Genomic DNA, 23,699 nt, shown 5'->3' on the forward strand with positions numbered 1-23,699 from the left:
GTGCTCAGGTGCGACCGGCCTGGGCGATCAGGAGCGCGACGTCGTCGTGGTCGTCCGGCTGCCGCAGGGCGCTCACCAGACGGGGGCACGCCTCGGCAAGCGGCACCCGCGGCATGTCGAGAGCGCGCAGCAGGGCGGCGAGGCGGGCGTCGATCGGGTCGTGCCGGGTCTCCACGAGCCCGTCGGTGAACATCACCAGCCGGTCGCCCGGGTGGAGATCGAACGCGATGGTCCGGAACGGGACGCCGCCGACGCCGAGCGGCACCCCGGTGGGCAGGTCGACCAGCTCCGGCGGGCGGTCGGCGGGAGCGAGGGCCGGGGGCAGGTGGCCGGCGTTGGCGATGCGGCAGCGGTGGTGGTGCGGGTTGTAGACGGCGTACAGGCAGGTGGCGATGTAGCGCTCCAACCCGCCGGTGATCTTGTCGAGGTGGGTGAGCACCTCGTCCGGTTCAAGGTCGAGATCGGCGAAGGCGCAGGTGGCGGTGCGCAGGCGCCCCATGGTCGCGGCGGCGTCGATGCCGTTGCCCATGACGTCCCCGACGACCAGCGCGGTCCGGTCGCCCGGCAGCGGGATGATGTCGTACCAGTCGCCGCCGACCTGGTGCGCGGCCTGGGCCGGCTGGTAGTGGGCCGCGACCTCCAGGCCGGCCAGGTCGGGCGGGGCCTCCGGCAGCAGGCTTCGTTGCAGGGTCTCGGCGACGTTGCGGACGCTCTGGTGCCAGCGGGCGTTGTCGATGGCGACGGCGGCCCGGGCGGCGAGCTCGCCGGCCAGGAGGACGTCGTCGGCGTCGAACGGCAGCGGGTTGCGGGCCCGCAGCATGTCGAAGGCGCCCAGGACCTCGTTGCGGGCGATCAGAGGGACGGCCAGGTAGGAGTGGGCCCCGGCGGCCTGGAGCTGGGCGGCGGCCTCGCTGTCCCGGGCGATACGGAGCAGGTCCTCGGGGCCCGCGTGACTGACCAGGATGGGCCGCCCTGCACGCACGCAGCGGGTGATCAGGCGATCGGCGCTGTAGGCGGCCGGCTCGCCGACGGTGTCGGCCGCGGTGGCGGCGTCGGTCGGGTAGGCGGAGGCGAGCGCGAGCGCGCGGAACAGTTCCGGGCCGTTCTCGTCCGCCGGGCGGGAGGTCCGGTACTCCAGGACCGCGTCGAGGATGTCGACCGCCGCCAGGTCGGCGAGGTCGGGGACGGCGGCGTCGGCGAGCTCCTGGGCGGTCTGGGCCACCTCGAGCGTGGTGCCGACGCGGGCGGACGCCTTCGCGATCAGGTCGAGGCGGCGGCGGGCCCGGTCCGCCTCGATCCCCGCCCGATGACGCTCACTGACGTCGATCACCGAGATCGCCACACCGATCACCCGGCCGCCGGGATCGTCCAGGCGGTAGGTGGACACCGACCAGGCGTGGTCGTGGTCCGGGTCCGCCGGGGTGCGGCCGACGATGTACTGGTCGAGCAGCGGCGTTCCGGTGAGCAGGACGTGCCGCAGCCCGGACTCGATGGTCGTGGTGTCGAGGTGGGGCACGATGTCCTGGGTCCTGCGGCCGATGTGCTCGGCGGCGGGGAGTCCGTTGATGCGCTCCAGCGCGGGGTTCACCATGACGTAGCGCAGGTCGGTGTTCATCAGCGCCAGGCCGATGGGTGCCTGGCTCACCAGGCGCTGCGAGAGGGCCAGGTCGGTCTCGACCCGCCGGAGGGTGTCGTGGTCGACCGCGATGCCGAGGGCGAAGACCTCACCGCGCTCGTTGGTCAGTCGCATGTTGCGGAACTCGACCAGGGGTGCGCTGCCGTCCTTGTGTCGCACCGGGAACGCCCCCGCCCACGACGAGCCCGTGGCCATGACCTCGGCGAACAGGTCGGCGACCAGTCCCCGGTGCTCCTCGTGCACGAGGAGCCGGCCGGCGTACCGACCGAGCGCCTCGTCGGTGGTGTAGCCGAAGACCTCCTCGGCCTGCGGGCTCCAGAAGATGATCCGCCCGCTGGTGTCGAGCACGACCGCCGCCACGTGCAGCAGGTCCAGCAGCGCGCCCGGCGGCACCGGCCCCGCGGCTCGCCCCGGGGCACCCTGCGAACGTCCACTGCTCATACGTGCCGCCTCCGGCCGGGGGTTCTCCCCCATGATCTCCTCCCTCGCCGGGCGCCGCACGACCGCTGCGGCGATCACCCGAGGACCCTGGCGCGGTCGGGGCCGGCCGCCTCCGGGATCATGGATCCGATCAGCGATGATGGAGGGACGCGGGGTGCGGGTCTCGCGTCCGACCCACCCAGGAGGGAATGCGATGGGCGCAGCGGCCCACGAGGAGCTTGCCGAGATCAACGAGGGGCTGGTCCGCATGGCACGGCTGGCCGGGTCGGCCATGGGGCGGGCCACCACCGCGCTGCTCGATGCCGACCTGCAGCTCGCGGAGAGCGTGATCGCGGCGGACGAGGCGCTCGACCTGCTGCAGCGCCAGGTGGAGGAACGGGCCATCGCGGTGCTGGAGCAGCGGCAGCCGGTGGGCGAGGAGCTGCGGACGGTGGTGACCGCCCTGCGCGTCAGCTCCAGCCTGGAGCGGGCCGGTGACCTCGCCCAGCACGTGGCCAAGCTGGCCCGGCTGCGCTACCCCGACGCGGTGGTCCCGGACGACCTGCACTCCACGGTGCTCGACATGGGGCAGCTCGCCCAGCGCCTGATGGCCAAGGCCGCCGACGTGATCATCACTCAGGACGCCAAGGAGGCCGCACGGCTGGAGGCCGAGGACGACATCATGGACGACCTGCACCGGGTCCTGTTCCAGCACCTGATCGACCGGAACTGGAACCACGGTGTGGAGACGGCGGTCGACGTGACCCTGGCCGGTCGCTTCTACGAACGCTTCGCCGACCACGCGGTGACCGCGGCCGGTCGAATCTCCGTCCTTGCCGCGGCGGGCGGCACGACCGCGCTCACCTCCATCGAGCCGCTGTCCAGCTGGGACTTCGCAGACACGGAAGACCCGGGCGCCAGTCCGAGGCACGCGGCGCCGAGCGACCCCCCAGCGGGCGATCGACCGCGCCGCCGTGCCTGGAGCTGGCCCAGACGCCGCGCCTGACCGGCTGCCGCACCCCCACGTGACGAGGCCCGGCCCGCCTGCGGCGGACCGGGCCTTCGCGCCCGTCCAGTCGGAGGAGCCGGACGTTCAGTCGCGTCGGCCGCCGAAGATGTTCAGGAAGAACAAGAACACGTTGAGCACGTCCAGGAAGATCGACGCGGCCAGCAGCGGCGCCGACTCGATGTTCTGCGAGCGCCGCAGGCGCTGGAAGTCCACCAGGACGAACCCGGCGAAGATCACCAGCCCCAGCACGCTGTAGATCAGCGACGCGTGCGGGATCCGCACGAAGATCGCCACGACGCCGAAGAGCAGCAGCCCCAGCAGCGCCCAGAAACTCACCCGGGCCACGCCGGACAGGTCCCGGTTGGTCGCGTAGCCGGCCGAACCGAGAGCGGCGACGAACAGCGCGGTCGCGCCGCCCGCCTGCCACAGCGCCTGCGGGTCCGCCGTGGCGTAGTAGACCAGCGTCGGCGACATGGCCACGCCCATCAGCAGACCGAACGCGCCGAGCAGCGCCACCGTCGCCTCGCGGGAACGGGCGGCGGTGAAGCGCATGCCGATCAGGCACGCGAAGGCCCCGATGAAGGCGATGAAGCCGGCACCGTGGTTGATGTTGCGGCCGACGTAGGCGCCGAGGGCGAACAGGCCGGCCGTGGCGGCGACGTAGGTCATGGTGCGCGCGAACAGCGTGTTCGCCGAGATCCCGTAGCCCCGGCGTGCCGTCGTTGTCGTGTCGTACATGCTCCTCCTGTACCCGCCTGTTCGAAAATCAAGGCTCTGCCCCAGCATGCCCTGCCACGTCCGCGGGAGCCGCGTATGACGCGTTCGGCCCAGTCAAGCCCGTCCGGCCACCCCTCGCACGTCATCCTGAGGGGGTGACCACGGCCATGCACGGACAGCGCCCCGACATCTCCGACCTCGGCACCTCCGCCCTCGACGCCACCGATCCCGTCGATCCCGGCAGTACCGGCACCCCCCGCGACCCCCAACGGCTGATCGACGACGCCCGGCGCGCCGGGATCACTCAGTTCCAGGTCGTCGCCGTGATCCGTCCCGACACCGAGGACCGGGTCGTCCTGCTGCTCGACCATCGCCACGACGACATCTGGGCCCTGCCGGTCGCCTGGGTCCGTCCGACCGAGACCGTGGCACACACCCTCGACTGGCTCTGCGACGAACACCTGGGCCTGGCGCAGTGGCGGGCCCAGTGCGTCGGCACCGCGACGTACGAGAGCGCCGACGGCAGCGAGATCCTGCAGCTCGCCTTCGACGTGGCCGTCCCACCGGACAGCCCGCTGGCGTGGTCGGGCCGGTGCCAGTGGTGGCACGTCCACACCGAGCCCCCGACCCTCCACCGGCTGGCCCGACCCCTGATGCGGCAGCTCCACTCCCCCGAGCCCGAGCCCGGGCAGGAGCCCGGGCAGGAGCCCGAGCCCGTGGTGCCCGCCGAGTAGCCGGGGTCCGGCAGGGGCTCCCCGCCAGGAAGCGGCTCCCGTCAGAAGGTGATCTCCAGCGCGGCGATCGGGCGCCTGCGGCGACGGCCGCTCAGTTCGGCCCACCAGTCGCCCAGCCGCGCCATCAGGTACTTGCGGCCCAGCAGGCGACGCACCTTCTCCCGCCCCGCGTCGTCCAGGACGCGGCCGGTGCCCTCGGCCTCGGCCGCGCCCGGGGCGATCCGGCCGCGGACGTCGCAGGCCACCACCTTGACCCGCGCGTCGCGGCGCAGGCGCTTGACCTTCCAGGAGTCGGCCTCGGTCCACACGTACAGGTGTCCGTCGTCGATGACGTGCCAGACGGGCGTCGCGACGGGTGTGCCGTCCTTGCGGTAGGTGGTGAGGCTGACGTAACGCGCGCGGGTCAGCGCGTCCAGGGTGGCGGGATCGAGTGCGGTCACGCGCAGACCGTACCGCCTCGCCGGGCGGCCGCGGCGCAGCCGACGGCCGGTGACGGATCCGGCGGGGCGAGCGTGCGGGGTTCACCACGCCCGCCCCGGCGGGTGGTGCGGTCAGCCCAGGGTCCACTGCTGGTTGCCGCCGCCGTTGCAGGTCCACTCGTCGATCCTGGTGCCGTTGCCGGTGCCCTGGCCGTAGGCGTCGAGGCAGAGGCCGGAGGCCGCGTTGGTTAGGCTGCCGTCCGGGTGCAGCACCCAGGTCTGGCCCGCGCCGCCGTTGCAGGTCCAGATGTCGACGACGGTGCCGGGCGCGGTGCCGCCCTGGTAGCCGTCGAGGCACTTGAGGCTGCTGCCGCTGTAGACGGTGACGGCGCCGGAGGCGGTCAGGGTCAGGTGCTGGTTGCTGCCGCCGTTGCAGTCGTAGAGCTCCCACTGCGTGCCGTTGGTGGTGGCGGCGCCCGGGACGTCGAGGCAGCGGCCGGACTGGACACCGGTCAGTGTCTGGCCGGTCGGGGCGGCGCTGCCCGGCTGCCCGGCGCTCGCCAGGACGTAGGTGGTGACGCTCCGGGCGGGCAGCGTCGCGGTGAGCGTGGAGCCGGAGACGCCGGGGGCGGCGACGGGGGCGAGGTTCTCCGTCGCGCTGGTGCGGATGCTCGCGGTCGACGTGAGCGTGCCGCTGCCGGCGTTGAGCGTGAGCGTGGTGGCGGAGCTGTTGGTGTTGGTGGCGACGACCGTCCAGGCGTTGTTCTGCCAGAAGGCGAGGGTCTGCACGCCGCTCGGGGAGCCGGCCACGGCGTAGCGGACGGCGCCCGGGCGCACGTACTTGCTGTACTGGCCGAGCGCGTAGAAGCGCTTGGTCGGATAGAGGGTCTGGTTGCCGTCGGTCGCGTAGTTCGGGTCGTAGTAGACCAGGCCGTCGTTCCACCCACCGGAGTTCACGGTGGTGGCGCAACTGCTGCTCGTCGTGGGGTCGCAGCCGAGCTCGGAGGAGAGCGCGGTCCACCACTGGAAGGCGCTGTCGTTGCCGTAGGCCAGGTCGTCGTAGACCGAGTTGGCCAGCGTCAGCGCGCCGGTGATGGTCGGGTCGTACTGCTGGCCGTAACCGCCGCCGCTGACCTGGCAGCAGATCTCGGTGGCCCACACGGGCTTGCCGCTGGTGGCGCCGAGCGCGCCGACCTGCTCCAACTGGCTGCCGGAGGGGAAGTTGTAGGTGTGGTGGGCGACGGCGCTGACGTAGCCGGGCGCGGAGGCGTCGGCGAGCCAGGTGGGTGCCTCGGAGGTGAGCTGGGTGGTCTGGCTGGACTCGTCCGCGATGACGGTGGTGGACAGCCCGGCGCTCCTGAGCGCGGAGCCGACCGCGTCGATGACGCCGGCGCGGGCCGAGGGCGCGACGGACATGCCCTCCTGTCCGCAGGAGCTGAACGAGTCGTCCGGTTCGTTCATGGGACTGATCTGGTCGAACGTCACCCCCTGGGCGGCGAAGTGGGCGGCGATCGTGGCGAGGTAACCGCCGTAGGCGGCGTCCTGGGCGGTGTTGATCGAGCCGCCGCAGCTCTTGCCGTCGGTGGTCCAGGCGGCCGGGGCGCTGTTGACGAAACCGATGAGGTCCGGGACTCCGTCGGCGGCGGCGAGGGAGAGGAACGCCCGGCCGCCGGGATCCCTGGTCCAGTCGTAGGTCCCGGAGGAGGTCAGGAACGTCTGCGGGGCGCGCGCGGGCACCGAGACGCCGGTGCCGCCTCCGCCGATGTTGTACCGGTACTGGCTGAGCTGGATGCCGGAACTGGTGAAGAGCAGGTCGGCGGCCTGGGTCCGGGCGGTGGCGGAGAAGTTGGCGAGGTCGTCGGTCCACCAGGCGCCGGCGGCGCCGAAGCCGCTGACGGTCTGGGCGGCGCCGGTGATCTGCGCCGTCCCGGTGGCCTGGGCCGCCCCGGTCGCGGCGGTGGCGGAGTCGGGGCTGACGGCGGGGAGCAGCGTGGTGGCGAGGGCCGCGCCCAGCGCGAGGACGGTTCGAACGGCTCGGCGCGGCCGGGCCGCGGGGCGGGCCGCGCGTATCGCACGGAACATGGGGCTCCTGTCGGGTGGGGACGGAGCGGCGAGCCGACCGTGCCGCGGCTGCGGTCGAGGAGTCCTGTGGTGCGGTACGTCCGCGCGGGCTGCCGGACTCGCCGTCAGATGACGTGGTGCACCGGCGGATCGGCCGTCCGCGGCGTCCGGCCCGGGGATCATGTTTGCGCAAACATCCGGGCCCGGTCAGCGAGTCTGAGCCCGTTGTCCGGAGGAAGTCAAGAGTGGCGGACGATCCGCCGACGATCCGTCAACCCGCGCTCGGCGCGGGCGCGGTGCTGGACCGCCGGACCAGACGGGTGGGCACCAGCGCGGTGCCGGGCCCGGCCGACTGGTTGCGGATCTGCCCCAGCACGCCGTCCACACAGCGGCGCCCCACCTCGGCGAAGTCCTGGTGCACGGTGGTCAGTGGCGGGATGAAGGACGCCGACTCGGGGATGTCGTCGAACCCGACGACGCTGATGTCCTGCGGCACGCGCCGCCCGCGCTCGTGCAGGGCGCGCAGCAGCCCGAGCGCCATCTGGTCGTTCGCGGCGAAGACCGCGGTGCAGTCGTCCGGCACCAGCTTGCCCGCCTTGTAGCCGGACTCGGCCGACCAGTCGCCGAACAGCAGCGGAGGGACGGTGCGCCCGGCCTCGCGCAGCGCGGCGAGCCAGGCCTCGGTGCGACGCTGGGCGGCGAAGGAGTCGGGCGGACCGGCCAGGTGCCAGACGGTGCGGTGGCCGAGTTCGAGCAGGTGGTCGACGGCGGCCCGGGCTCCCCCGCGCTGGTCGGTGTCGACGACGGTGTAGCGGTCGCCTGCGTCGGAGTCCACCACGACGACCTGGACGTGCGGCGGGAGCGAGATCGTGGAGGTGTCCAGCAGGTGGACCTCCATGATGACGATGATGCCGTCGACCGCGAGCTCGCCGAGGCGGGTGAAGGCGCCGCGCACGTCCGTCTGCGTGGGCACGGCGACGGGCATCAGCGTGATCGCGTAGCCCTCCCGGGCGGCGGAGTCGGCGATGGCCTCCAGCGTGCGCACGTTGCCGGTGGTGGAAAGGTTGAACAGGATGACGCCGAGGGTGCGGAACTCGCCGTGCTTGAGGGCGCGGGCGGCGCTGTTGGGCCGGTAGCCCAACTCCCGCATGGCGGCGAGCACGCGCGTCCGGGTCTCCTCGATGACGCCCGGACTGCCGTTGGAGACCCGGGAGACGGTCTGCGAGGAGACGCCCGCCAGCCGCGCGACGTCCGCCATCGACGCGCCACGGCGCCGGCGCGGCGCGGGCCCCTCGGCTCCGCTCGCTGCCGTCCCGACCCCGGCCCTGTCCTCCACGGCGCTCCTCGCTCCTCCCACAGGACCGCGCCCGTCCGGCGCGTGGTCCGATCCAAACGTCCCGATCCAACCGGATCGAAGGGAGCTCTTGACTCCTTTTGGATCCCGATGTCAGCATCAGGTTACGCGATGTTTACGTAAACATCCAGGTCGTCGCCGTTCGCCTGCGCAGGAATGTTTACGTAAACATGCGTCGCGCCGAGAGCGCCGCCGCCCCGGACTGTCCGACCACGAAGGAAGACCATGACGGTTGCCCTGCCACCCGCCCGATCCCGAACCACCCGCCGCTCCGGACGTGGCTGGATCGGCCTCGGGTTCACCGCACCGTTCCTGGCCGTCTTCGCCCTGGTCTTCCTCGCACCCATCGCCTACTCGATCTACCTGAGCCTCTTCCAGGACCGCCTGATCGGTGGCACCACCTTCGTCGGGATCGACAACTACCGCCAGGCGCTGGGTGATCCGCAGTTCTGGGAGGGGCTGGGCCGGGTCGGGCTGTTCCTGCTGGTCCAGGTTCCGATCATGCTCGGCATCGCCCTGCTGGTGGCCCTGGCCCTGGACAGCGGCCGACTGTACGGGCGCGACTTCTTCCGCATCACCGTGTTCCTGCCCTACGCCGTCCCCGCGGTCGTCGCCACGCTCATGTGGGGCTTCATGTACGGCACCAGGTTCGGCCTGGTCGCCGACCTCGACCACACCTTCGGCATCACCCTGCCGGACCCGCTCTCGCCGCACCTGATCCTCGCGGGCATCGGCAACATCGTCACCTGGGAGTTCATCGGCTACAACATGCTGATCTTCTACTCCGCGCTACGGGTGATCCCGCACTCCCTCTACGAGGCCGCGGCGATCGACGGCGCCGGCCAGTGGCGGATCGTCGGCGCGATCAAACTCCCCGCGATCCGGGGCGCGCTGGTGATCGCGACGATCTTCTCCATCATCGGCAGCTTCCAGCTGTTCAACGAGCCGAGCATCCTGCGGCCCCTGGTGCCCGACTCGGTGAGCACCTCCTACACCCCCAACCTCTACACCTACTCGCTGGCCTTCTCCGGCCAGCAGGAGGACTACGCCGCCACGGTCGCGATCATCATGGGCCTGGTCACCATGGTCGTCGCCTACGCCTTCCAGCTGCGCGGCATGCGAAAGGAGGCCTGAGCGATGACCACCACGACGCCCGCCCCCGCCCGTCCCGACAAGAGCGGACGCCCCACCCGGACCGCGCGCCTGCGCACGCCCTCGCCCCGGCCCCGCCGTCGGGCCCACTCCGTCGACCGGCCGCGCCGCAGCAAGGCCCTGACCGCCCTGTCGGGCCTGGTGGTGCTCTACACCCTGGTGCCGCTCGCCTGGCTGGTCGTCAGCGCCACCAAGACGCAGGCCGATCTGCTCGGCTCCCCCGGGCTCTGGTTCAGCGGGCACTTCGCGCTGTGGGACAACATCTCCCAGACCCTGAGCTACGACCACCACGTCTTCCTGCGCTGGCTGCTCAACACCCTCCTCTACGTCGTCCTCGGCGCGGGGGGTGCCACCCTGCTGGCCGTCCTGGCCGGGTACGGGCTCGCCAAGTTCGACTTCCGCGGCAAGAAGGCCGTCTTCGCGGTCGTGATCGGCGCCGTCGCCGTGCCCGCCACGGCGCTCGCGGTGCCCACCTTCCTGATGTTCAGCAAGATGGGGCTGACCAACACCCCCTGGGCCGTGATCATCCCCTCGCTGGTGTCGCCGTTCGGCCTCTACCTGATGTGGGTCTTCGCCGCCGAGGCCGTGCCCACCGAACTGCTGGAAGCCGCCCGGGTCGACGGCTCGGGCGAGGTGCGCACCTTCTTCCGCATCGCCCTGCCGCTTCTCGCACCCGGCATCGTGACGGTGCTGCTCTTCACCGTGGTCGCGACCTGGAACAACTACTTCCTGCCGCTGATCATGATCAAGGACCCGAACTGGTACCCGCTGACCCTGGGCCTCAACGCCTGGAACGACCAGGCCGCGACCGCCGGCGGGCAGCCGGTCTTCAACCTCGTCATCACCGGCTCACTGCTGACCATCGTGCCGCTCGTCGCCGCCTTCCTGCTGCTCCAGCGCTTCTGGCAGTCGGGGTTGGCCGCAGGCAGCGTCAAGGAGTGACCCCCACCCCACACTCCCCCGGCCGACCGACTCGGCCGCGGGGCCGCACCACCCTGCCCATTTTGCCCGTCCTGCCCATCCGCACTGAGCACAACGGAGTGAACGCCTTGAGAGTCCCCGCCCGTCACGCCGTCAGAGGCATCGGACTGCTGTGCGCCGCGGCGCTGAGCCTGACCGCCTGCGCCTCCTCCAGCACCACCGGATCCGGCTCCGCGAACACCGCGTCCTCGGCCTCCGCCGTCCAGGCGGCCCTGGCCAAGGGCGGCACCATCACCGTCTGGGCCTGGGAGCCGACCCTCAAGCAGGTCGTCACCGACTTCGAGGCCAAGTACCCGAAGGTGCACGTCAACCTGGTCAACGCCGGCACCGGCGACAAGCAGTACACCGCGCTGCAGAACGCCGTCCAGGCGGGCAACGGCGGGCCGGACGTGGCGCAGATCGAGTACTACGCGCTCGGTCAGTTCGCGCTCGGCAAGTCCGTGCAGGACCTCAGCGGGTTCGGCGCCGCCTCGCTGTCGAGCAGCTACTCCCCGGGCCCGTGGAGCTCGGTGAACATCGGCGGCGGCGTGTACGCGCTGCCGATGGACTCCGGTCCCATGGCGCTGTTCTACAACAAGAAGGTCTTCGACAAGTACGGGCTGACCGTCCCGACGACCTGGGCGCAGTACCTCGACGACGCGAAGAAGCTGCACGCGGCCGACCCGAACGCGTACATCACCAACGACACCGGCGACGCCGGCTTCACCACCAGCCTGATCTGGCAGGCGGGCGGCCACCCCTACAAGGTCGACGGCACCAAGGTCTCCGTCGACTTCACCGACGCGGGCAGCACCGCGTTCACGAGCACCTGGCAGCAGTTGGTCTCGGCCAAGCTCGTCGCCCCGGTCAACTCCTGGTCCGACCAGTGGTACAAGGGTCTGGGCGATGGCACCATCGCCACCCTGGCCTCCGGCGCGTGGATGCCCGCCAACTTCGTCTCCGGTGTGCCCGGCGCCTCCGGCGACTGGCGCGTGGCACCGCTGCCGCAGTGGCAGGCCGGGCAGAACGCGAGCGCGGAGAACGGCGGCAGCTCGCTGGCGGTGATGAAGGCGAGCGCCAACCAGGACCTCGCCTACGGGTTCCTCCAGTTCGCGAACGCGGGCGCCGGCGTGCAGGACCGGATCAAGGGCGGCGCGTTCCCCGCGACCACGGCGGACCTGAACTCCTCGGCCTTCCTGAACACCGCCTTCCCGTACTTCGGCGGCCAGAAGGCCAACCAGATCTTCGCGCAGTCGGCCAAGAACGTCGTCAAGGGCTGGCAGTACCTGCCGTTCCAGGTCTACGCCAACTCGATCTTCAACGACACGGTCGGCAAGGCGTACGTCTCCTCCACCACCCTCACCCAGGGGTTGCAGGCCTGGCAGGACGCCTCGGTCAAGTACGGCAGCCAGCAGGGATTCACCACCGGCTGACGGCCCGTCCTCCGCATTCTTGGCAGCGGCGCGCACGGTTCGTGCGCGCCGCCGCCCCGCGCCTCCGAAGGGATCACCATGACCGCGAACCCCTCCCCCGCCCACCGCTGGATCCGCTGGCCCTCGGACGACCGCTCCCCGCGGCTGGGCTACGGCGCCGACTACAACCCGGAGCAGTGGCCGCGCGAGGTGTGGAAGGACGACATCCGGCTGATGCGCGAGGCGGGCGTGAACATCGTCTCGCTCGCCATCTTCTCCTGGGCCCGCCTCCAGCCCACGGCCGACAGCTGGGACTTCGACTGGCTCGACGAGATCATGGACCTGCTCCACGCGGGCGGGGTCGCCGTCGACCTGGCCACCGCCACCGCCTCGCCGCCGCCGTGGCTGACCACCCTGCACCCGGAGATCCTCCCCGTCACCCGCACCGGGGAGACGCTGTGGCCGGGCGCGCGACAGCACTGGCGGCCCACCTCCCCCGTCTTCCGCACCCACGCGCTGCGACTGGTCCAGGCGTTGGCCACCCGCTACGCGAACCACCCGGCGCTGGCGGCCTGGCACGTCAGCAACGAGCTGGGCTGCCACAACGTGTACGACTACTCCGACGACGCCGCCCGCGCCTTCCGGGTCTGGCTGCGCGCCCGCTACGGCACCCTGGACGCCCTCAACCACGCCTGGGGCACCGCCTTCTGGTCCCAGCACTACAGCGACTGGGAGCAGCTGCTGCCGCCCCGGCTGGCCGCCTCCCACCCCAACCCGACCCAGCAGCTGGACTTCAAGCGCTTCTCCTCCGACGCCCTGCGCGACCACCTGCGCGCCGAGCGCGAGGTGCTGACGCGGATCACCCCTGACGTGCCGGTCACCACCAACTTCATGGTGATGGGCGAGACCAGGGGCATGGACTACGCGAGCTGGGCCGACGACGTCGACTTCGTCTCCAACGACCACTACGTCCACCCCGGTCCGCAGGGCCTGGACGAGCTGTCGTTCTCCGCGAACCTGGTCAGCGGCATCGCCGGCCACCGCCCCTGGTACCTGATGGAGCACTCCACCAGCGCGGTCAACTGGCAGCACGTCAACCAGGCCAAGCTGCCGGGCGAGCTGGCGCGGGACTCACTGCTGCACGTCGGCCACGGGGCCGACACCGTCGCCTTCTTCCAGTGGCGCCAGTCCGCGGCCGGTGCGGAGAAGTACCACTCCGCGATGGTGCCGCACGCCGGGCCCGACAGCGAGGTCTTCCGCGCGGTCACGGCCCTCGGCCGCACGCTGGCCGCGCTCGCTCCCGTCGCGGGGACCACGCGCAGGCCCGCCCGCGCCGCGATCGTCTTCGACTGGGACTCGTGGTGGACCGCCGAGCACGACTCGCACCCCACCGCGCTGCTGCGCTACCGCCAGGAGGCGCTGGACTGGTACTCGGCGTTCCTCGCGCTCGGCGTGCGGGCGGACGTCGTGCCCACGCGCGCCGACTTCTCCGGCTACGACGTGCTGGTCGCCCCGGTCCTGCATGTCGTGCCGACCGCTCTCGCCGACCGGCTGCGGGGCTTCGTCGAAGCGGGCGGCCACCTGGTCACCACCTACTTCTCCGGCATCGTGGACGAGAACGACCATGTGCACCTGGGCGGCCACCCGGGCGCCCTGCGGGACCTGCTCGGCATCCGGGTCGAGGAGTTCGCCCCGCTGCCCGAGGGCGCCGAGGTCGGGCTCGACGACGGGAACCGGGCCACGCTGTGGACCGACGCCGTCACCGTGACCGCCACCGACGTGCTGACCCTCGCCCGTTACACCGACGGCCCCCAGGCCGGCCGCCCCGCGCTGACCCGCCGCACCGTCGGCACCGGATCGGCGGCGTACCTCTCCACCCGGCTCGGTGCCGAGCAACTGCCGGGAGTCCTGGGCCAGTTGCTGGCAGGCGCCGATGTCGGCAGCGAGCTGCCCGAAGCGGCCTGCGGGCGCGTCGACCTGACGATCCGCCAGTCCGCGGAGGAGGAGTTCTGGTTCCTCACCAATCGCACCGCCGACCCGGTCCCGCTGCCGTCGGTCGAGGGCGAGCTGCTCGCCGCGACCGTCGAGCCGGGCCGTGACGCCGACGTCCTCGTCCTGCCGCCGCGCGCCGTGGCCGTCCTGCGCCGCCCACACCGGGCCGCCGACTGACCGACAACCGCCCCCCCTCGTGTCGGCCCGCAGGGCCTCGGTCCACACCTCGCCGTACCCGTCCGGTCGGCGGGTGTGTGCCGGCGGCCCGGCGGGGCCGCCGGGGCACGGGTGGAAGCGGACGAGCGCGGCACGAGGACGCCGGACGGCGACGACCGGCGCCGCCGACCCCCGCCTCCGCTCACCGGCGGCCAGCGGCTGGGTTGTCCGGCGTGGAGCCGTCCGGGTGAGACCGGCCCGGTCGCGCATGCCCGGACGACCCGGCCTGGAACACCTGTGGGTGACCGTCCCCCCTGCCTGGAAGAGGCCGACATGCCCGACGACGAACTCGCCCGCTTCCTCGCCGCCCTCGGCCCCGCGGGCCGGGAGAGGGTGCTGGCGCTGACGCGCGAGCAGCAGGCACAGCTGGCCCGCGCCTGGGAGGAGGAACTCGTCGACGACACGGATCTGGACACACTGGACGAGCTGTCCCCCGCGGCAGCCGAGACCGAGGCCGCCGAGCGCGTGCTCAGGGATTTCACCCAGGAGTGACGCCAGGGCGGTTTATCCCGTGCCGGGCCGGTTAGCCGCGCGGCATGGACACCCCTCTCCTCACCGCCACGGCCGCCTCCGTCCTCGAATGCCGACCGGTCCGCCGGGCGCTGGACGGGCTCGGCCGGCTCGAAGCGCTCGACACGGTGGCCGGGCCGCTCCGCGACGCGATCCGCGCGGTGCCGCTCGGCGGAGCGCGCGACGTTCTGCGCGGCACCTGGCTCGGGCATCCGCTGCACCCGGCCCTGGTCCAGGTCCCCATCGGGTCATGGACCAGCGCGGCCGTCCTGGACCTGGTGCCCGGCGAGCGCCGGGCGGCGACGGGCCTGATCGCGCTCGGGCTGCTCGGCGCCGGGCCGAGCGCCGTGGCCGGGTGGGTCGACTGGGCCGAGCAGCCGCCCGAGCAGCAGCGCGCCGGGCTGGTCCACGCGCTGTGCAACACCACCGCCGTGGCCCTGTACTCCGCCTCGCTGCTGGCCCGGCTACGGGGCGGTCGGCTCCGCGGGCGTCTGCTCGGCTGGGCCGGCCTCTCCGCCGCCACGGTCGGGGGCGTCATCGGCGGCCACCTGGCCTACCGGCTGGGCGTGGGCGTCAACCGGACCGAGGACCTTCCGCTGCTCGTCGAGGACGGCTGGCACTGGCTCGGCACCACGGCGGATCTCCCGGTCGGCCGGCCGGTCCGGCGCGAACTGGGCGACGTCCCACTCGTCGTGGTGCGCGAGCCCGAAGGTCGGGTGCGGGTGCTGGCCGGGCGCTGCAGCCACCTGTCCGGCCCGCTGACGGAGGGCACCCTGCACGACGGCTGCCTGACCTGCCCGTGGCACGGCAGCACCTTCCGGCTCAGCGACGGCGAGGTGATGTCGGGCCCCGCCACCTCCCCACAGCCGGTCTTCGACACCCGGACCGTGGACGGCCGGGTCCAGGTCAGGCTGCCGGACGCATGACCCCGCGGGGTCGACCCCGGCCGGCTCGCCCGGCCCGTCCGGAACCTCGCCTTCGTCAGCCGTCCAGACGGGCGAGCAGGACGGCGACGTCGTCCGCCCGGTTGCCCGGGGGCAGCGTCTCGGCAAGGAGGCGGTCGGCCAGGGACTCGAGCGAGGGGGTGTCGGAGCGCTCCAGCACCGCGCGCAGGCCGTCGATGCCGCGGTCGATCGAGGTCCCCGGGCGTTCGACGAGCCCGTCGGTGTAGAGGGCCAGCACGGAGCCGGGGGCCAGGGTGAGCTCCTCGACCGGGTAGCAGGCCTCGGGGTCGACGCCGAGCAGCACACCGCCGCCCAGTTCCAGGACCTCGGTGTGCCCGTCGGGGTGACGCAGGACCGGCGGCAGGTGGCCCGCGCGGACGCCTGAGGCCCGCCCGGAGGAGGGGTCGAGCTCCACCAGGCAGCAGCTGGCCAGCAGCTGCGAGTCCAGGTCCGGCAGCAGCCGGTTGAGCAGCGCGAGAACCTCGCCGGGCGGGTGTCCGCTGGCGACGAAGGCCCGGACCGCGCTGCGCAGTTGTCCCATCACACCGGCCGCGGCGACGCTGTGGCCCTCGACGTCGCCGACCACCAGGCAGAGGCCACGGGGGGTCACGATCGTGTCGTACCAGTCGCCGCCGATCTCCATGCCGCGCGTACCGGGCAGGTAGCGGGCGGCGATGCCCACGCCCTTGAGCCGGGGCAGGGCGTGCGGGAGCAGGGCCTGCTGCAGGCCGCGGGCGAGGGCGAACTCGGCGTCGTACAGCCGGGCCCGCTCGAGGGCCTGGGCGATCAGGCCGCACAGTGCGGTCAGCACCGCGCGCTCCTCGGAGGTGAAGGTGTGCGGCTCGTCGAAGCCGAGGATGCAGCTGCCGACGGGTCGTCCCGAGGCCATCAGCGGCAGGAACGCCCAGGCGCACATCTGGTCGAGGGCGATGCCGGGGTAGGACCCGGCGAGTTCGTCGACGGAGGCGAAGAAGATCGGCACGCCCGTGGCCAGCGCCTCGGCGCCGGGCAGCCGGGCCTGGACGGGGGTGCCCTCGAACGGGTCGAGGAACCCCTCGGGGTAGCCGACCTGGAGGGCCAGGCGGAGCCGACTCTCCTCGGCCAGGTAGATCGCGACCTCCTGACCGCCGAACGCGGGCAGGATCTGTTCGGCGACCACCGCGCAGACCTCGCGCACGGACACCGCCTCGGACATGGCGCTGGCGAGCCGCAGCAGGTGGTAGATCGCCCCGGCTCCGGCGCCGGGCCCGGGGGCCCCGGCCGGCTCGGCGGCGAGGGCGTCGGCGTACCGCGCACCGGCGGGAGCGACGGCCGGCGCGTCGGCGGGGTGGGGTCGGCCGGCGTGTGCTCCGGCCGCCTGGTGCCCGGGGGAACGCCCGCGGGTGTGGCGCGCCGCGGCCGGGTGGTCCCCCGCGACCACGGTCCCCGTCATGCCGTGCGCGTCGGGGTAGAGGCTGAAGGCCAGCCAACTGTCCGGCGGACGGCGCGCCAGGAACGCGGTGGGCTGACGGGAGATCACCGCCGCGAGGTGGCGGTCCTCGACGGCCGGGTCGGCGAGCCACGGCAGCGCCTCCCACAGCCGCCGCCCGAGCAGCTCCTCGCGTCGGCTGGCCAACAGCAGCTCACTGCCGAGGTTCACGTAGTCGACGCGGCCGTCGGGGTCGAGCGAGAACACGCCCCGGCGCAGCCGCTCCACCGCCTGGGCGGCGGCCGCGGCGGTCCCGGCGTCGAGCACCGCACCGGTCAGGTGCGGCCCGGTCGCGTCGCCGGAGACGCCGTCACGGACCTGTCCCCAGATCTGGACGGTGCGCACGCGACCCGCTCCGTCCTTGAACCGCAGGCGCAGCGGCGGGAAGAGCGAGGTGTGGGCCGCACGGCCCAGCGCGTTCCTGAGTCTGGGCAGGTCGTCGGGGTCGATGGTCGCGGCCAGCACCCGGGCGAGGCTCTCCGCCTCTCCGTGGGCTCCGGGCGGGAGGCCCAGGATGGCGCGCACGGTGTCGTCGACCTCGAGCGCGCGGGTGCGCAGGTCCAGGTCGAACAGGCCGACACGAAGCGTGGGCGCGGGTGGCCAGGGCAGCTCGGCGACGGTGCGGCGGCCCTCCACGGCCTCGCCGCGCGCGACCAGTCGGTCCAGGTCGCCGCCGAGCCGGCGGGCGGTGCGGCGCAGGTGGCGTCGGGCCGCGGCCGGGACCCCGTCCGGGGTGGCGGGCCACAGCGCGCAGAGCACGCCGTACGTCTCGTCCGCGCCGGTGACGGGGACGTAGGCCGAGGCGAAGGCGTAGGGCAGGCCGACCAGCAACTGAGGGAAGCGGCGCAGGCTGTCCTCGGCTCCGGCGAGGTGCACGGTGCGCCCGGAGCGGTAGGCCAGCGGGCCGGGCAGCGCCCCCTGCACGGCGACGCGCCGGAACGGTTCCAGCGCGCCCACGGGGAGCCCCGCGACGGTGCTCAGCATGAGCGAGCGCCGGTCGCGGGAGCGTAGGTAGACCATCGCACCATAGGCTCCGGCCCCGGTGAGCGCGTCCTCGACCGCGCCCGCCTGGAGATCGTCGCAGCTGGGCTCCGCGCCGGGGGCGTCCTCGCCCGTTCCGGCCGAGCGGTGCAGCCTGCGCGGCCCGCCTTCGTGCATTTCTTCTCTGTACGCCCGCCCCTGCGGCCTGTCAAGGCGAACCCGCAGGTCGTAGCGGCCGTCCGGGGTACGGCACCCGTTCAGGCGTGCGGCGCGGCCGGGGTCCGCCCCCGGCGGCCCAGCCACTGCGGGGCGCCCCACGCCTCGAACCGCGCACCTCGGCCGGTGGCCGAGCTCGGCCTCCCCGAGCTCGACGGACTCGCGCAGCAGCAGCCGTTCGGTGCCTGTCGGGGCGGGATCGGGGCGAGGGCCGGACCGGCTGATCCCGGCGATCAGGGGCGTGAAGATCTTGTGTTCGAAAGGTGGTCAAACTGTCAGGTACCGGTCACCATCGAAAGGCCCTGCGCACAGGAAGCAGGGTCTGCTGCGGAGAGGACGACACGATGCCCACGGACGCCGAGCGCGAGCTGGGTCTGGCGCTGTACCGGTTACGGGTGGAGCGGGGCCTGTCCCTGCGCGCCCTGGCGAAGCTGCTGGGGTACAGCGCGCACAGCGTCTTCGCCGACGTGGAGAAGGCCAGACGCGTGCCCCCGGAGTCCATGGTCCGCTCCTACGAGAGATGCTTCGACGTACCGCCGGGATCGCTGATGGCCCTGCGCCAGGAGGCGCTACGGGCCCGCGCGGTGCTGCTCACCGACAGGTTCGCCGCCCTCTCCGCCGACTGCCCACCGCCCACCCCCACCGTCGACGCTCCGCCGTGTCCGGTGGAGCACGAGGACGGTGGGCGGCTGCGGGCCCTGGCGACCGGTGCGGCCAGGGCCCTGCGCCGTGCGTTCCGCGCCCGCGGCGACAGGAGGACCGGGCGGCCGCACCACTGGTGAGCGGCGCTACCTGGCCGCCGACTGCGCCTCGCACAGCGCGCGTGCGGCAAGGATGTCCGGGTCGTCGGGCAACAGGCCCGCCGCGACGTCGAGTTCGGCGAGCGCCGCGTCCCAGCGGCCGGCCGACCGGAGCACGAACGCGTGGTTGTAGCGCACCCCGGGGTCGTCGGGGGCCAGCTCGACGGCATGGCGCAGGTCCCCGATCGCAGTGTCGGTGTCGCCGAGCTCGTGCGCCGCAGCCGCCCGGCCGCACAACGCCGCGACCAGGTCGGGGGCGGCGGCCAGCGCCCTGCTGTAGCTGTCCCGGGCCGCCGCGCACTCGCCCCGTGCGGCGTGGACGCGCCCGAGGACGGCCAGCAGGTGGGGATTGCCCGGATCGCGTGCCAGCCCGGCCAGCGCGTCGCGTTCGGCCCCGGTGGTGTCGTCCAGCTCCAGCAGCAGGCCGGCCCGGTTGACGTAGGCGTCGACGAAGCCGGGGTCGAGTTCGAGGACGTAGCCGAAGTCCGCCAGGGCGCCGTCGGTGTCGCCCGCCTCGTTCCTGACGTCACCGCGGTTGTAGTAGACCTCGGGGAACGGGGGCCCGAGCCGCAGGGCGGTCTCGTAGGCCTCCAACGCCTCCTGCTCACGGCCCAGTTTGCGCAACAGGTTGCCGAGGTCGAAGTGGTACTCGGGGTAGTGCGGGTCGACGGCGATCACCGCCCGGTACTCCTCCAGCGCCTCCTGCGCACGGCCGAGCCCCGCCAGAACCTGGGCCCGGTTGTAGCGCAGCACGGAGCGGTGCAGATGGTGCTCGTCGGAGCCGAGCGTGCGGTCGAGCTCGGCGATGCCCTCGGTGACCAGGGCCAGCGCGGCGTGCGGGCGGCCCCGGTGCGCCTCGATCAGGGCCAGGCCGTTGTCGTGGAAGACGGAGTTGAAGGCACGCAGCCGGGGGTCGGGCAGCAGGGAGGCCAGCGCGATGGCCTCGTTGATCCAGGCCCGCGCGCGCTGGTGGTCGCGGCGGCTCGGTTCGCGGTGGCGGGTGTAGAGCATGGCCGTGGCGTAGGCCATCTGAATGTGGATCATCGGCTTGACGGTCTGCGCGCGGGCCTCGTCGCAGACCGCCTCGGCCTCCTTCGCGCGGGCCAGGGCCGACAGGGAGGTCGGCATCTTGCTGGTGAACAGCCACCACAGGTCCGGGTGTTCGTCCCAGTCGGCGAGCGCGCGGCCGCGGACGCAGAAGTCGACGGTGGCGTCGTAGAAGCCGAGCAGCATGACGGCGTCCATCGCGTACGCCAGGGCCTTCGCGCCCGCGGTGAGCGGTTCGCTGCCGTGCTCGCGGTGGTAGGGGATCGCGCCGAGGGCCGACGACGGCTCGCCCAGGGCCTCCAGCTCGTCGGCGCGCCGGTCGTGCAGCAGCCGCCGTTCGGCCTCGGGCAGTCGCTCGTACGCGGCCAGGACGCGCGGGTCGTCGTCGGTGCCGTCCGTGGCGACGTGGCGGATCGCCCGGGCCCGCTCCACCTCCCCGTCCGGGCGGTCCTCCTCGGCGGGCGGCTGCGGAGCCGCCACGACGTGACGGCAGCGGTGCAGCTGCGCGCAGAGGTCCTCGCCGGGCGGGGTGTCGGGCTCGATCAGCGGGTCGGGGTCCGGCGGGACGAGCAGCCGGTCCGTGCCCTGCACCACCACGGTGAGCAGCGCCGGATCCATCCGGCGCAGCAGCACCGCCAGGAACTCCAGGTCGGTCGGGTCGGCGTGGTCCACGTCGTCGACGACGAGAGCCCGGACGTCGGCGCCGTCCAGGAGCAGCAGGTCGCGCAGGAACTCCATGATCCCGTGGGCGATCCGCAGGGTGCGCCAGCGCGAGTAGAACCGGGTGCGCTCCTCCGGCACGGCGAGGGAGGTCAGCGTCTCGCGGGTGGCGGGCACGAGGTCGCGCAGCTCCGGGGCGACGGTGAGGATCTCCACCTCGTGTGCGGCCACCAGCTCCGGGTGGCGCGCGAGCGCACCCGGGACCAGGGCGCGCAGGACCGTCCCCGCGACGGTGTAGGGGCCGCGCAGGCGTCGGTGCGCGGAGACGGGCGGGACCAGCTCGGCCGGGAGCGCGAGCGTGGCCCGGCAGGCCTCGCGGTCGCGGCGTCGTGCTCCCAGCAGCGCGAGGTGCCGGTCGGCGTCCTGCGGCACGCTCCCGGTCGCGGGCATGTTCTCCTCCAGTGTGGGACAGGGCGGCGACGTCAGGCGGTGCGGTGACGTCAGTCGGTGCGGCGCCGGGCGCGGCGCTCGCGCAGGTACAGGCCGAAGGCGACGGCGATCTCCCCGATGCTGAGCAGCAGCACCAGCGCGCTGTCGGTGATTGCGGCGGTGCCACCGCCGCCGTGGCCGCTCAGCCGGTCGACGACGGTCGCGAACACCTTGTAGGCGGTGGGCACCAGGCCGTAGGCCAGCGTGCCGAGCAGGAACCCGTACCCGGCGACGATCATCAGCGAGTACCAGCGGGCGACCCGGCGGTCGCGCGGGTGCCAGCGTTCGGGGTCGTGGCGCGGGGCCCTGCCCCACAGTGCGCGGCAGCGGTCACCCAGCATCTGCTTCGCCGTGGTCTGCAGGTCGACGCAGCCGAGCACGGTGACCACCAGGAAGTAGACGTCGGTCTGCAGGAAGAACCAGCACTGCCACAGCAGGCGCAGCACGGTCAGGTAGGCCATCGCCAGCGCGACCGCGCCGACCAGCGGCAGCGAGCCGTCGCCGCGCCGGGTCACGGCGGCCACCAGCGTCAACGCGGCCAGGACCGCGACGTCGGTCAGTACGCCGGCGAGGATCGGCAGGAACCGCTTGCGGCGCGGGACGGAGACCAGTCCGTCCAGGGTGGTCAGGAAGACCAGGTAGTGCAGGCGGCGCCCGATCGACAGCCGCGAGTGCAGGCCCAGCCTGCGGCCCGCGAGCGCGTGCGCGGCCTCGTGCAGGAGGACCAGCGGCATCTGCGCCACGAACATCGACACCATCACCACGGAGAGGTAGCGGGTGAAGAAGAGGTGGTGGTAGTTGGGCACCAGCGCGGGCGTGCGCACCATCGCGGCCACCCAGGCGGCGACCAGCGCGAGGTAGAGCACGGCGCCGACGGGCGAGAACACCGCCCGGCCCAGGCGCCTCCAGCGCACCGGCACGTCCTGCCGCGCCTCGTCGGGTCCGCCGTGCCCCTCGTCCTCGCCCGGCGCGCGCAGGAAGCCCAACTCGTCCAGGTCCGCGACGAAGTCGGCCACGTCGACCGGTTCGCCGTACTCCTCCAGATACCACTGGGCGGCCGCGGCGCAGCTGCTTCCCTCGGCGAGCCGGCGCAGCAGCGCGGCTCCGTCGGCGGGCAGCACGACGTAGGTGTCCCGGTCGGGCACGCCCACGGTTACCTCGTCCCCCTCGGGCAGGAAGGTGAGCCGCTGGAAGGCGAGCCGCTGCTCGGGGACGGCCGCCTCTGCGGACTGTGTCGGGTCTGGCATCGCTCCTCCGGGACAACGGCCGGCGCTTGGACGGACGTCCGGCGACGGGATCGGTGAACCACCGAACCCGCCGCCGGACTTGGGCCGCCTGTCAGGCGGGACAGCCGCAACCGCCGTACAGCGCGCTGGCCGAGCTGGTCAGGCGAACGGAGCCGGCCTTGCGGATCGCGATCTTCTTCATGCAGTCCACCTCCTTCGGGGGAACGTCCCAGCGGTCCTGGCCCACGGAAGGGGGCCGTCTGGGCGGTGATGCCAAGTTGTAGCAGCGGACCGACGTGGTCTCCGGGCTGCAGAACAGAGCGAGAACAAGCGCCGGACGAACGCCGAACTCCCGTGCCCCGATGGGTCGATCACCCGGTTCCGCCGCCTGTCGGCACGGGTAGGCCTGTGGGTTTCGCCACTACAGCGGTCACGCGGCCCGCAGGCAGACTCCACGGAAACGGACAACCGCAGCGGAGGGAACGGCACATGGGTGGGCAGCAGTACGACGGGATCGGCGAGGCGTTCGACGGCTTCAAGGCGCTGCCCTTGATCCGCTACGGCGAGGTGCCGAGCTTCCTCGCGCTGGTCGGGGACGTGAGCAGCCGCTCGGTGCTGGACGTGGCCTGCGGAACCGGCTTCTACAGCCGGGAGTTGAAGCGGCGCGGCGCCACCGACGTGCTCGGCGTGGACATCTCCGCCGAGATGATCGCCGCCGGTCGCGCGTACGAGCGGGCCGAGCCGCTCGGGGTCCGCTACGTGGTCGGTGACGTGGCCGAACTGGACGCCCAGGAGCGGCGCTTCGACCTGGCCATCGGCGTGCAGTGCCTCAACTACGCCGAGGACGTCGCCTCGCTGGAGGCGATGTGTCGCAACATCCACCGCAACCTGGTGCCGGGCGGGGCGTTCTACGTGTTCGCGCAGAACCCCGACTACGCCTTCGACTGCGCCTCGCTGGAGAGCTACGGGTTCCGCTGCGAGCCGACCGGCCAGCAGTTGGGGACGGGCCCGCAGATCCGCCTGACGGCGCTGCTCGACCCGCACCCGATCAGCATCCTCGCCTCCTGCCCGCGGCGCGAGGTCTACGAGAGCAGCCTGCACGCGGCCGGCTTCAGCGAGCTGGAGTGGGTCCCGCTGGAGATCTCCGAGGCCGGGATCAAGGAGTACGGCGAGGGGTTCTGGGCCGACGCGCTCGCCCACCCGCCGCTGCAGATGCTGCGCTGCCGCGCCTGACGCCGCCCGTCCCGCCCGCCCCGGCCGCCGCGCCCGTCCTGGC

The 23,699-nt window shown here is 73.0% G+C and carries 18 protein-coding genes; 10 read left to right on the plus strand and 8 right to left on the minus strand.

The window, feature by feature from the left end; genetic code table 11:
• Nucleotides 1-4: 4 nt before the first annotated feature.
• Nucleotides 5-2,077, minus strand: a complete 2,073-nt coding sequence (locus tag BMY61_RS13730) for a SpoIIE family protein phosphatase (protein ID WP_042447237.1) — start codon at nt 2,075-2,077, stop codon at nt 5-7.
• 193 nt (nt 2,078-2,270) lie between these two features.
• On the opposite strand from BMY61_RS13730, the gene phoU reads away from it, so the two are divergent.
• On the plus strand, nt 2,271-3,062 hold the full coding sequence (gene phoU / locus BMY61_RS13735) for a phosphate signaling complex protein PhoU (protein WP_082014995.1): 792 nt from the start codon (nt 2,271-2,273) through the stop codon (nt 3,060-3,062).
• A gap of 87 nt (nt 3,063-3,149) precedes the next feature.
• Here the strand turns inward: phoU and BMY61_RS13740 are convergent, their stop codons facing one another.
• The gene (locus BMY61_RS13740) at nt 3,150-3,803 is read right to left on the minus strand and encodes a Bax inhibitor-1/YccA family protein (RefSeq protein ID WP_042447235.1); all 654 of its coding nucleotides are present in this window, start codon (nt 3,801-3,803) and stop codon (nt 3,150-3,152) included.
• A 134-nt stretch (nt 3,804-3,937) separates the two neighbouring features.
• On the opposite strand from BMY61_RS13740, the gene BMY61_RS13745 reads away from it, so the two are divergent.
• Nucleotides 3,938-4,516 (plus strand): hypothetical protein, encoded by a 579-nt coding sequence (locus BMY61_RS13745; RefSeq protein WP_042447233.1) that lies wholly within the window; start codon nt 3,938-3,940, stop codon nt 4,514-4,516.
• A 41-nt stretch (nt 4,517-4,557) separates the two neighbouring features.
• Here BMY61_RS13745 and BMY61_RS13750 read toward each other — a convergent pair whose 3' ends face one another.
• The 3 genes from BMY61_RS13750 to BMY61_RS13760 all read right to left on the minus strand — a co-directional run bounded on the left by BMY61_RS13750 (nt 4,558) and on the right by BMY61_RS13760 (nt 8,254).
• A complete protein-coding gene (locus BMY61_RS13750) occupies nt 4,558-4,956 on the minus strand; it encodes a PPOX class F420-dependent oxidoreductase (RefSeq protein ID WP_236655999.1) in 399 nt (132 codons plus the stop codon).
• Nucleotides 4,957-5,067: 111 nt separating this feature from the next.
• Nucleotides 5,068-7,017, minus strand: a complete 1,950-nt coding sequence (locus BMY61_RS13755; RefSeq protein WP_042447231.1) for a glycoside hydrolase — start codon at nt 7,015-7,017, stop codon at nt 5,068-5,070.
• A gap of 250 nt (nt 7,018-7,267) precedes the next feature.
• Nucleotides 7,268-8,254 carry a LacI family DNA-binding transcriptional regulator gene (locus BMY61_RS13760; protein ID WP_042447230.1) on the minus strand — a complete coding sequence of 329 codons (987 nt, stop codon included), beginning with the start codon at nt 8,252-8,254 and terminating at the stop codon, nt 7,268-7,270.
• A gap of 321 nt (nt 8,255-8,575) precedes the next feature.
• On the opposite strand from BMY61_RS13760, the gene BMY61_RS13765 reads away from it, so the two are divergent.
• From BMY61_RS13765 to BMY61_RS13790, 6 genes are all read left to right on the plus strand, one after another.
• A complete protein-coding gene (locus BMY61_RS13765; RefSeq protein WP_042447229.1) occupies nt 8,576-9,484 on the plus strand; it encodes a carbohydrate ABC transporter permease in 909 nt (302 codons plus the stop codon).
• Nucleotides 9,485-9,487: 3 nt separating this feature from the next.
• Nucleotides 9,488-10,444: a carbohydrate ABC transporter permease gene (locus BMY61_RS13770; RefSeq protein WP_042447228.1), complete on the plus strand. Its 957-nt coding sequence runs from the start codon at nt 9,488-9,490 to the stop codon at nt 10,442-10,444.
• Nucleotides 10,445-10,551: 107 nt separating this feature from the next.
• On the plus strand, nt 10,552-11,895 hold the full coding sequence (locus BMY61_RS13775; RefSeq protein ID WP_042447507.1) for an ABC transporter substrate-binding protein: 1,344 nt from the start codon (nt 10,552-10,554) through the stop codon (nt 11,893-11,895).
• A gap of 78 nt (nt 11,896-11,973) precedes the next feature.
• Nucleotides 11,974-14,043 (plus strand): beta-galactosidase, encoded by a 2,070-nt coding sequence (locus BMY61_RS13780; protein ID WP_042447226.1) that lies wholly within the window; start codon nt 11,974-11,976, stop codon nt 14,041-14,043.
• A 312-nt stretch (nt 14,044-14,355) separates the two neighbouring features.
• Nucleotides 14,356-14,574, plus strand: coding sequence for a hypothetical protein (locus tag BMY61_RS13785; protein ID WP_042447224.1), 219 nt, complete (start codon nt 14,356-14,358; stop codon nt 14,572-14,574).
• Nucleotides 14,575-14,618: 44 nt separating this feature from the next.
• Nucleotides 14,619-15,518, plus strand: a complete 900-nt coding sequence (locus tag BMY61_RS13790; protein ID WP_042447223.1) for a Rieske (2Fe-2S) protein — start codon at nt 14,619-14,621, stop codon at nt 15,516-15,518.
• Nucleotides 15,519-15,573: 55 nt separating this feature from the next.
• On the opposite strand, the gene BMY61_RS13795 is transcribed toward BMY61_RS13790, so the two are convergent.
• Nucleotides 15,574-18,162, minus strand: a complete 2,589-nt coding sequence (locus tag BMY61_RS13795) for a SpoIIE family protein phosphatase (protein ID WP_082014994.1) — start codon at nt 18,160-18,162, stop codon at nt 15,574-15,576.
• Nucleotides 18,163-18,545: 383 nt separating this feature from the next.
• On the opposite strand from BMY61_RS13795, the gene BMY61_RS13800 reads away from it, so the two are divergent.
• A complete protein-coding gene (locus BMY61_RS13800; RefSeq protein WP_042447221.1) occupies nt 18,546-18,983 on the plus strand; it encodes a helix-turn-helix domain-containing protein in 438 nt (145 codons plus the stop codon).
• 6 nt (nt 18,984-18,989) lie between these two features.
• Here the strand turns inward: BMY61_RS13800 and BMY61_RS13805 are convergent, their stop codons facing one another.
• The gene (locus BMY61_RS13805; protein ID WP_042447219.1) at nt 18,990-21,158 is read right to left on the minus strand and encodes a tetratricopeptide repeat protein; all 2,169 of its coding nucleotides are present in this window, start codon (nt 21,156-21,158) and stop codon (nt 18,990-18,992) included.
• 50 nt (nt 21,159-21,208) lie between these two features.
• A complete protein-coding gene (locus BMY61_RS13810; protein WP_042447218.1) occupies nt 21,209-22,444 on the minus strand; it encodes a hypothetical protein in 1,236 nt (411 codons plus the stop codon).
• Between the two features lie 468 nt (nt 22,445-22,912).
• Between BMY61_RS13810 and BMY61_RS13815 the strand changes: the two genes are divergently transcribed.
• On the plus strand, nt 22,913-23,656 hold the full coding sequence (locus BMY61_RS13815; protein WP_042447216.1) for a class I SAM-dependent methyltransferase: 744 nt from the start codon (nt 22,913-22,915) through the stop codon (nt 23,654-23,656).
• Nucleotides 23,657-23,699: the final 43 nt, after the last annotated feature.

The organism is Streptacidiphilus jiangxiensis, assembly GCF_900109465.1.
Taxonomy (GTDB): domain Bacteria; phylum Actinomycetota; class Actinomycetes; order Streptomycetales; family Streptomycetaceae; genus Streptacidiphilus; species Streptacidiphilus jiangxiensis.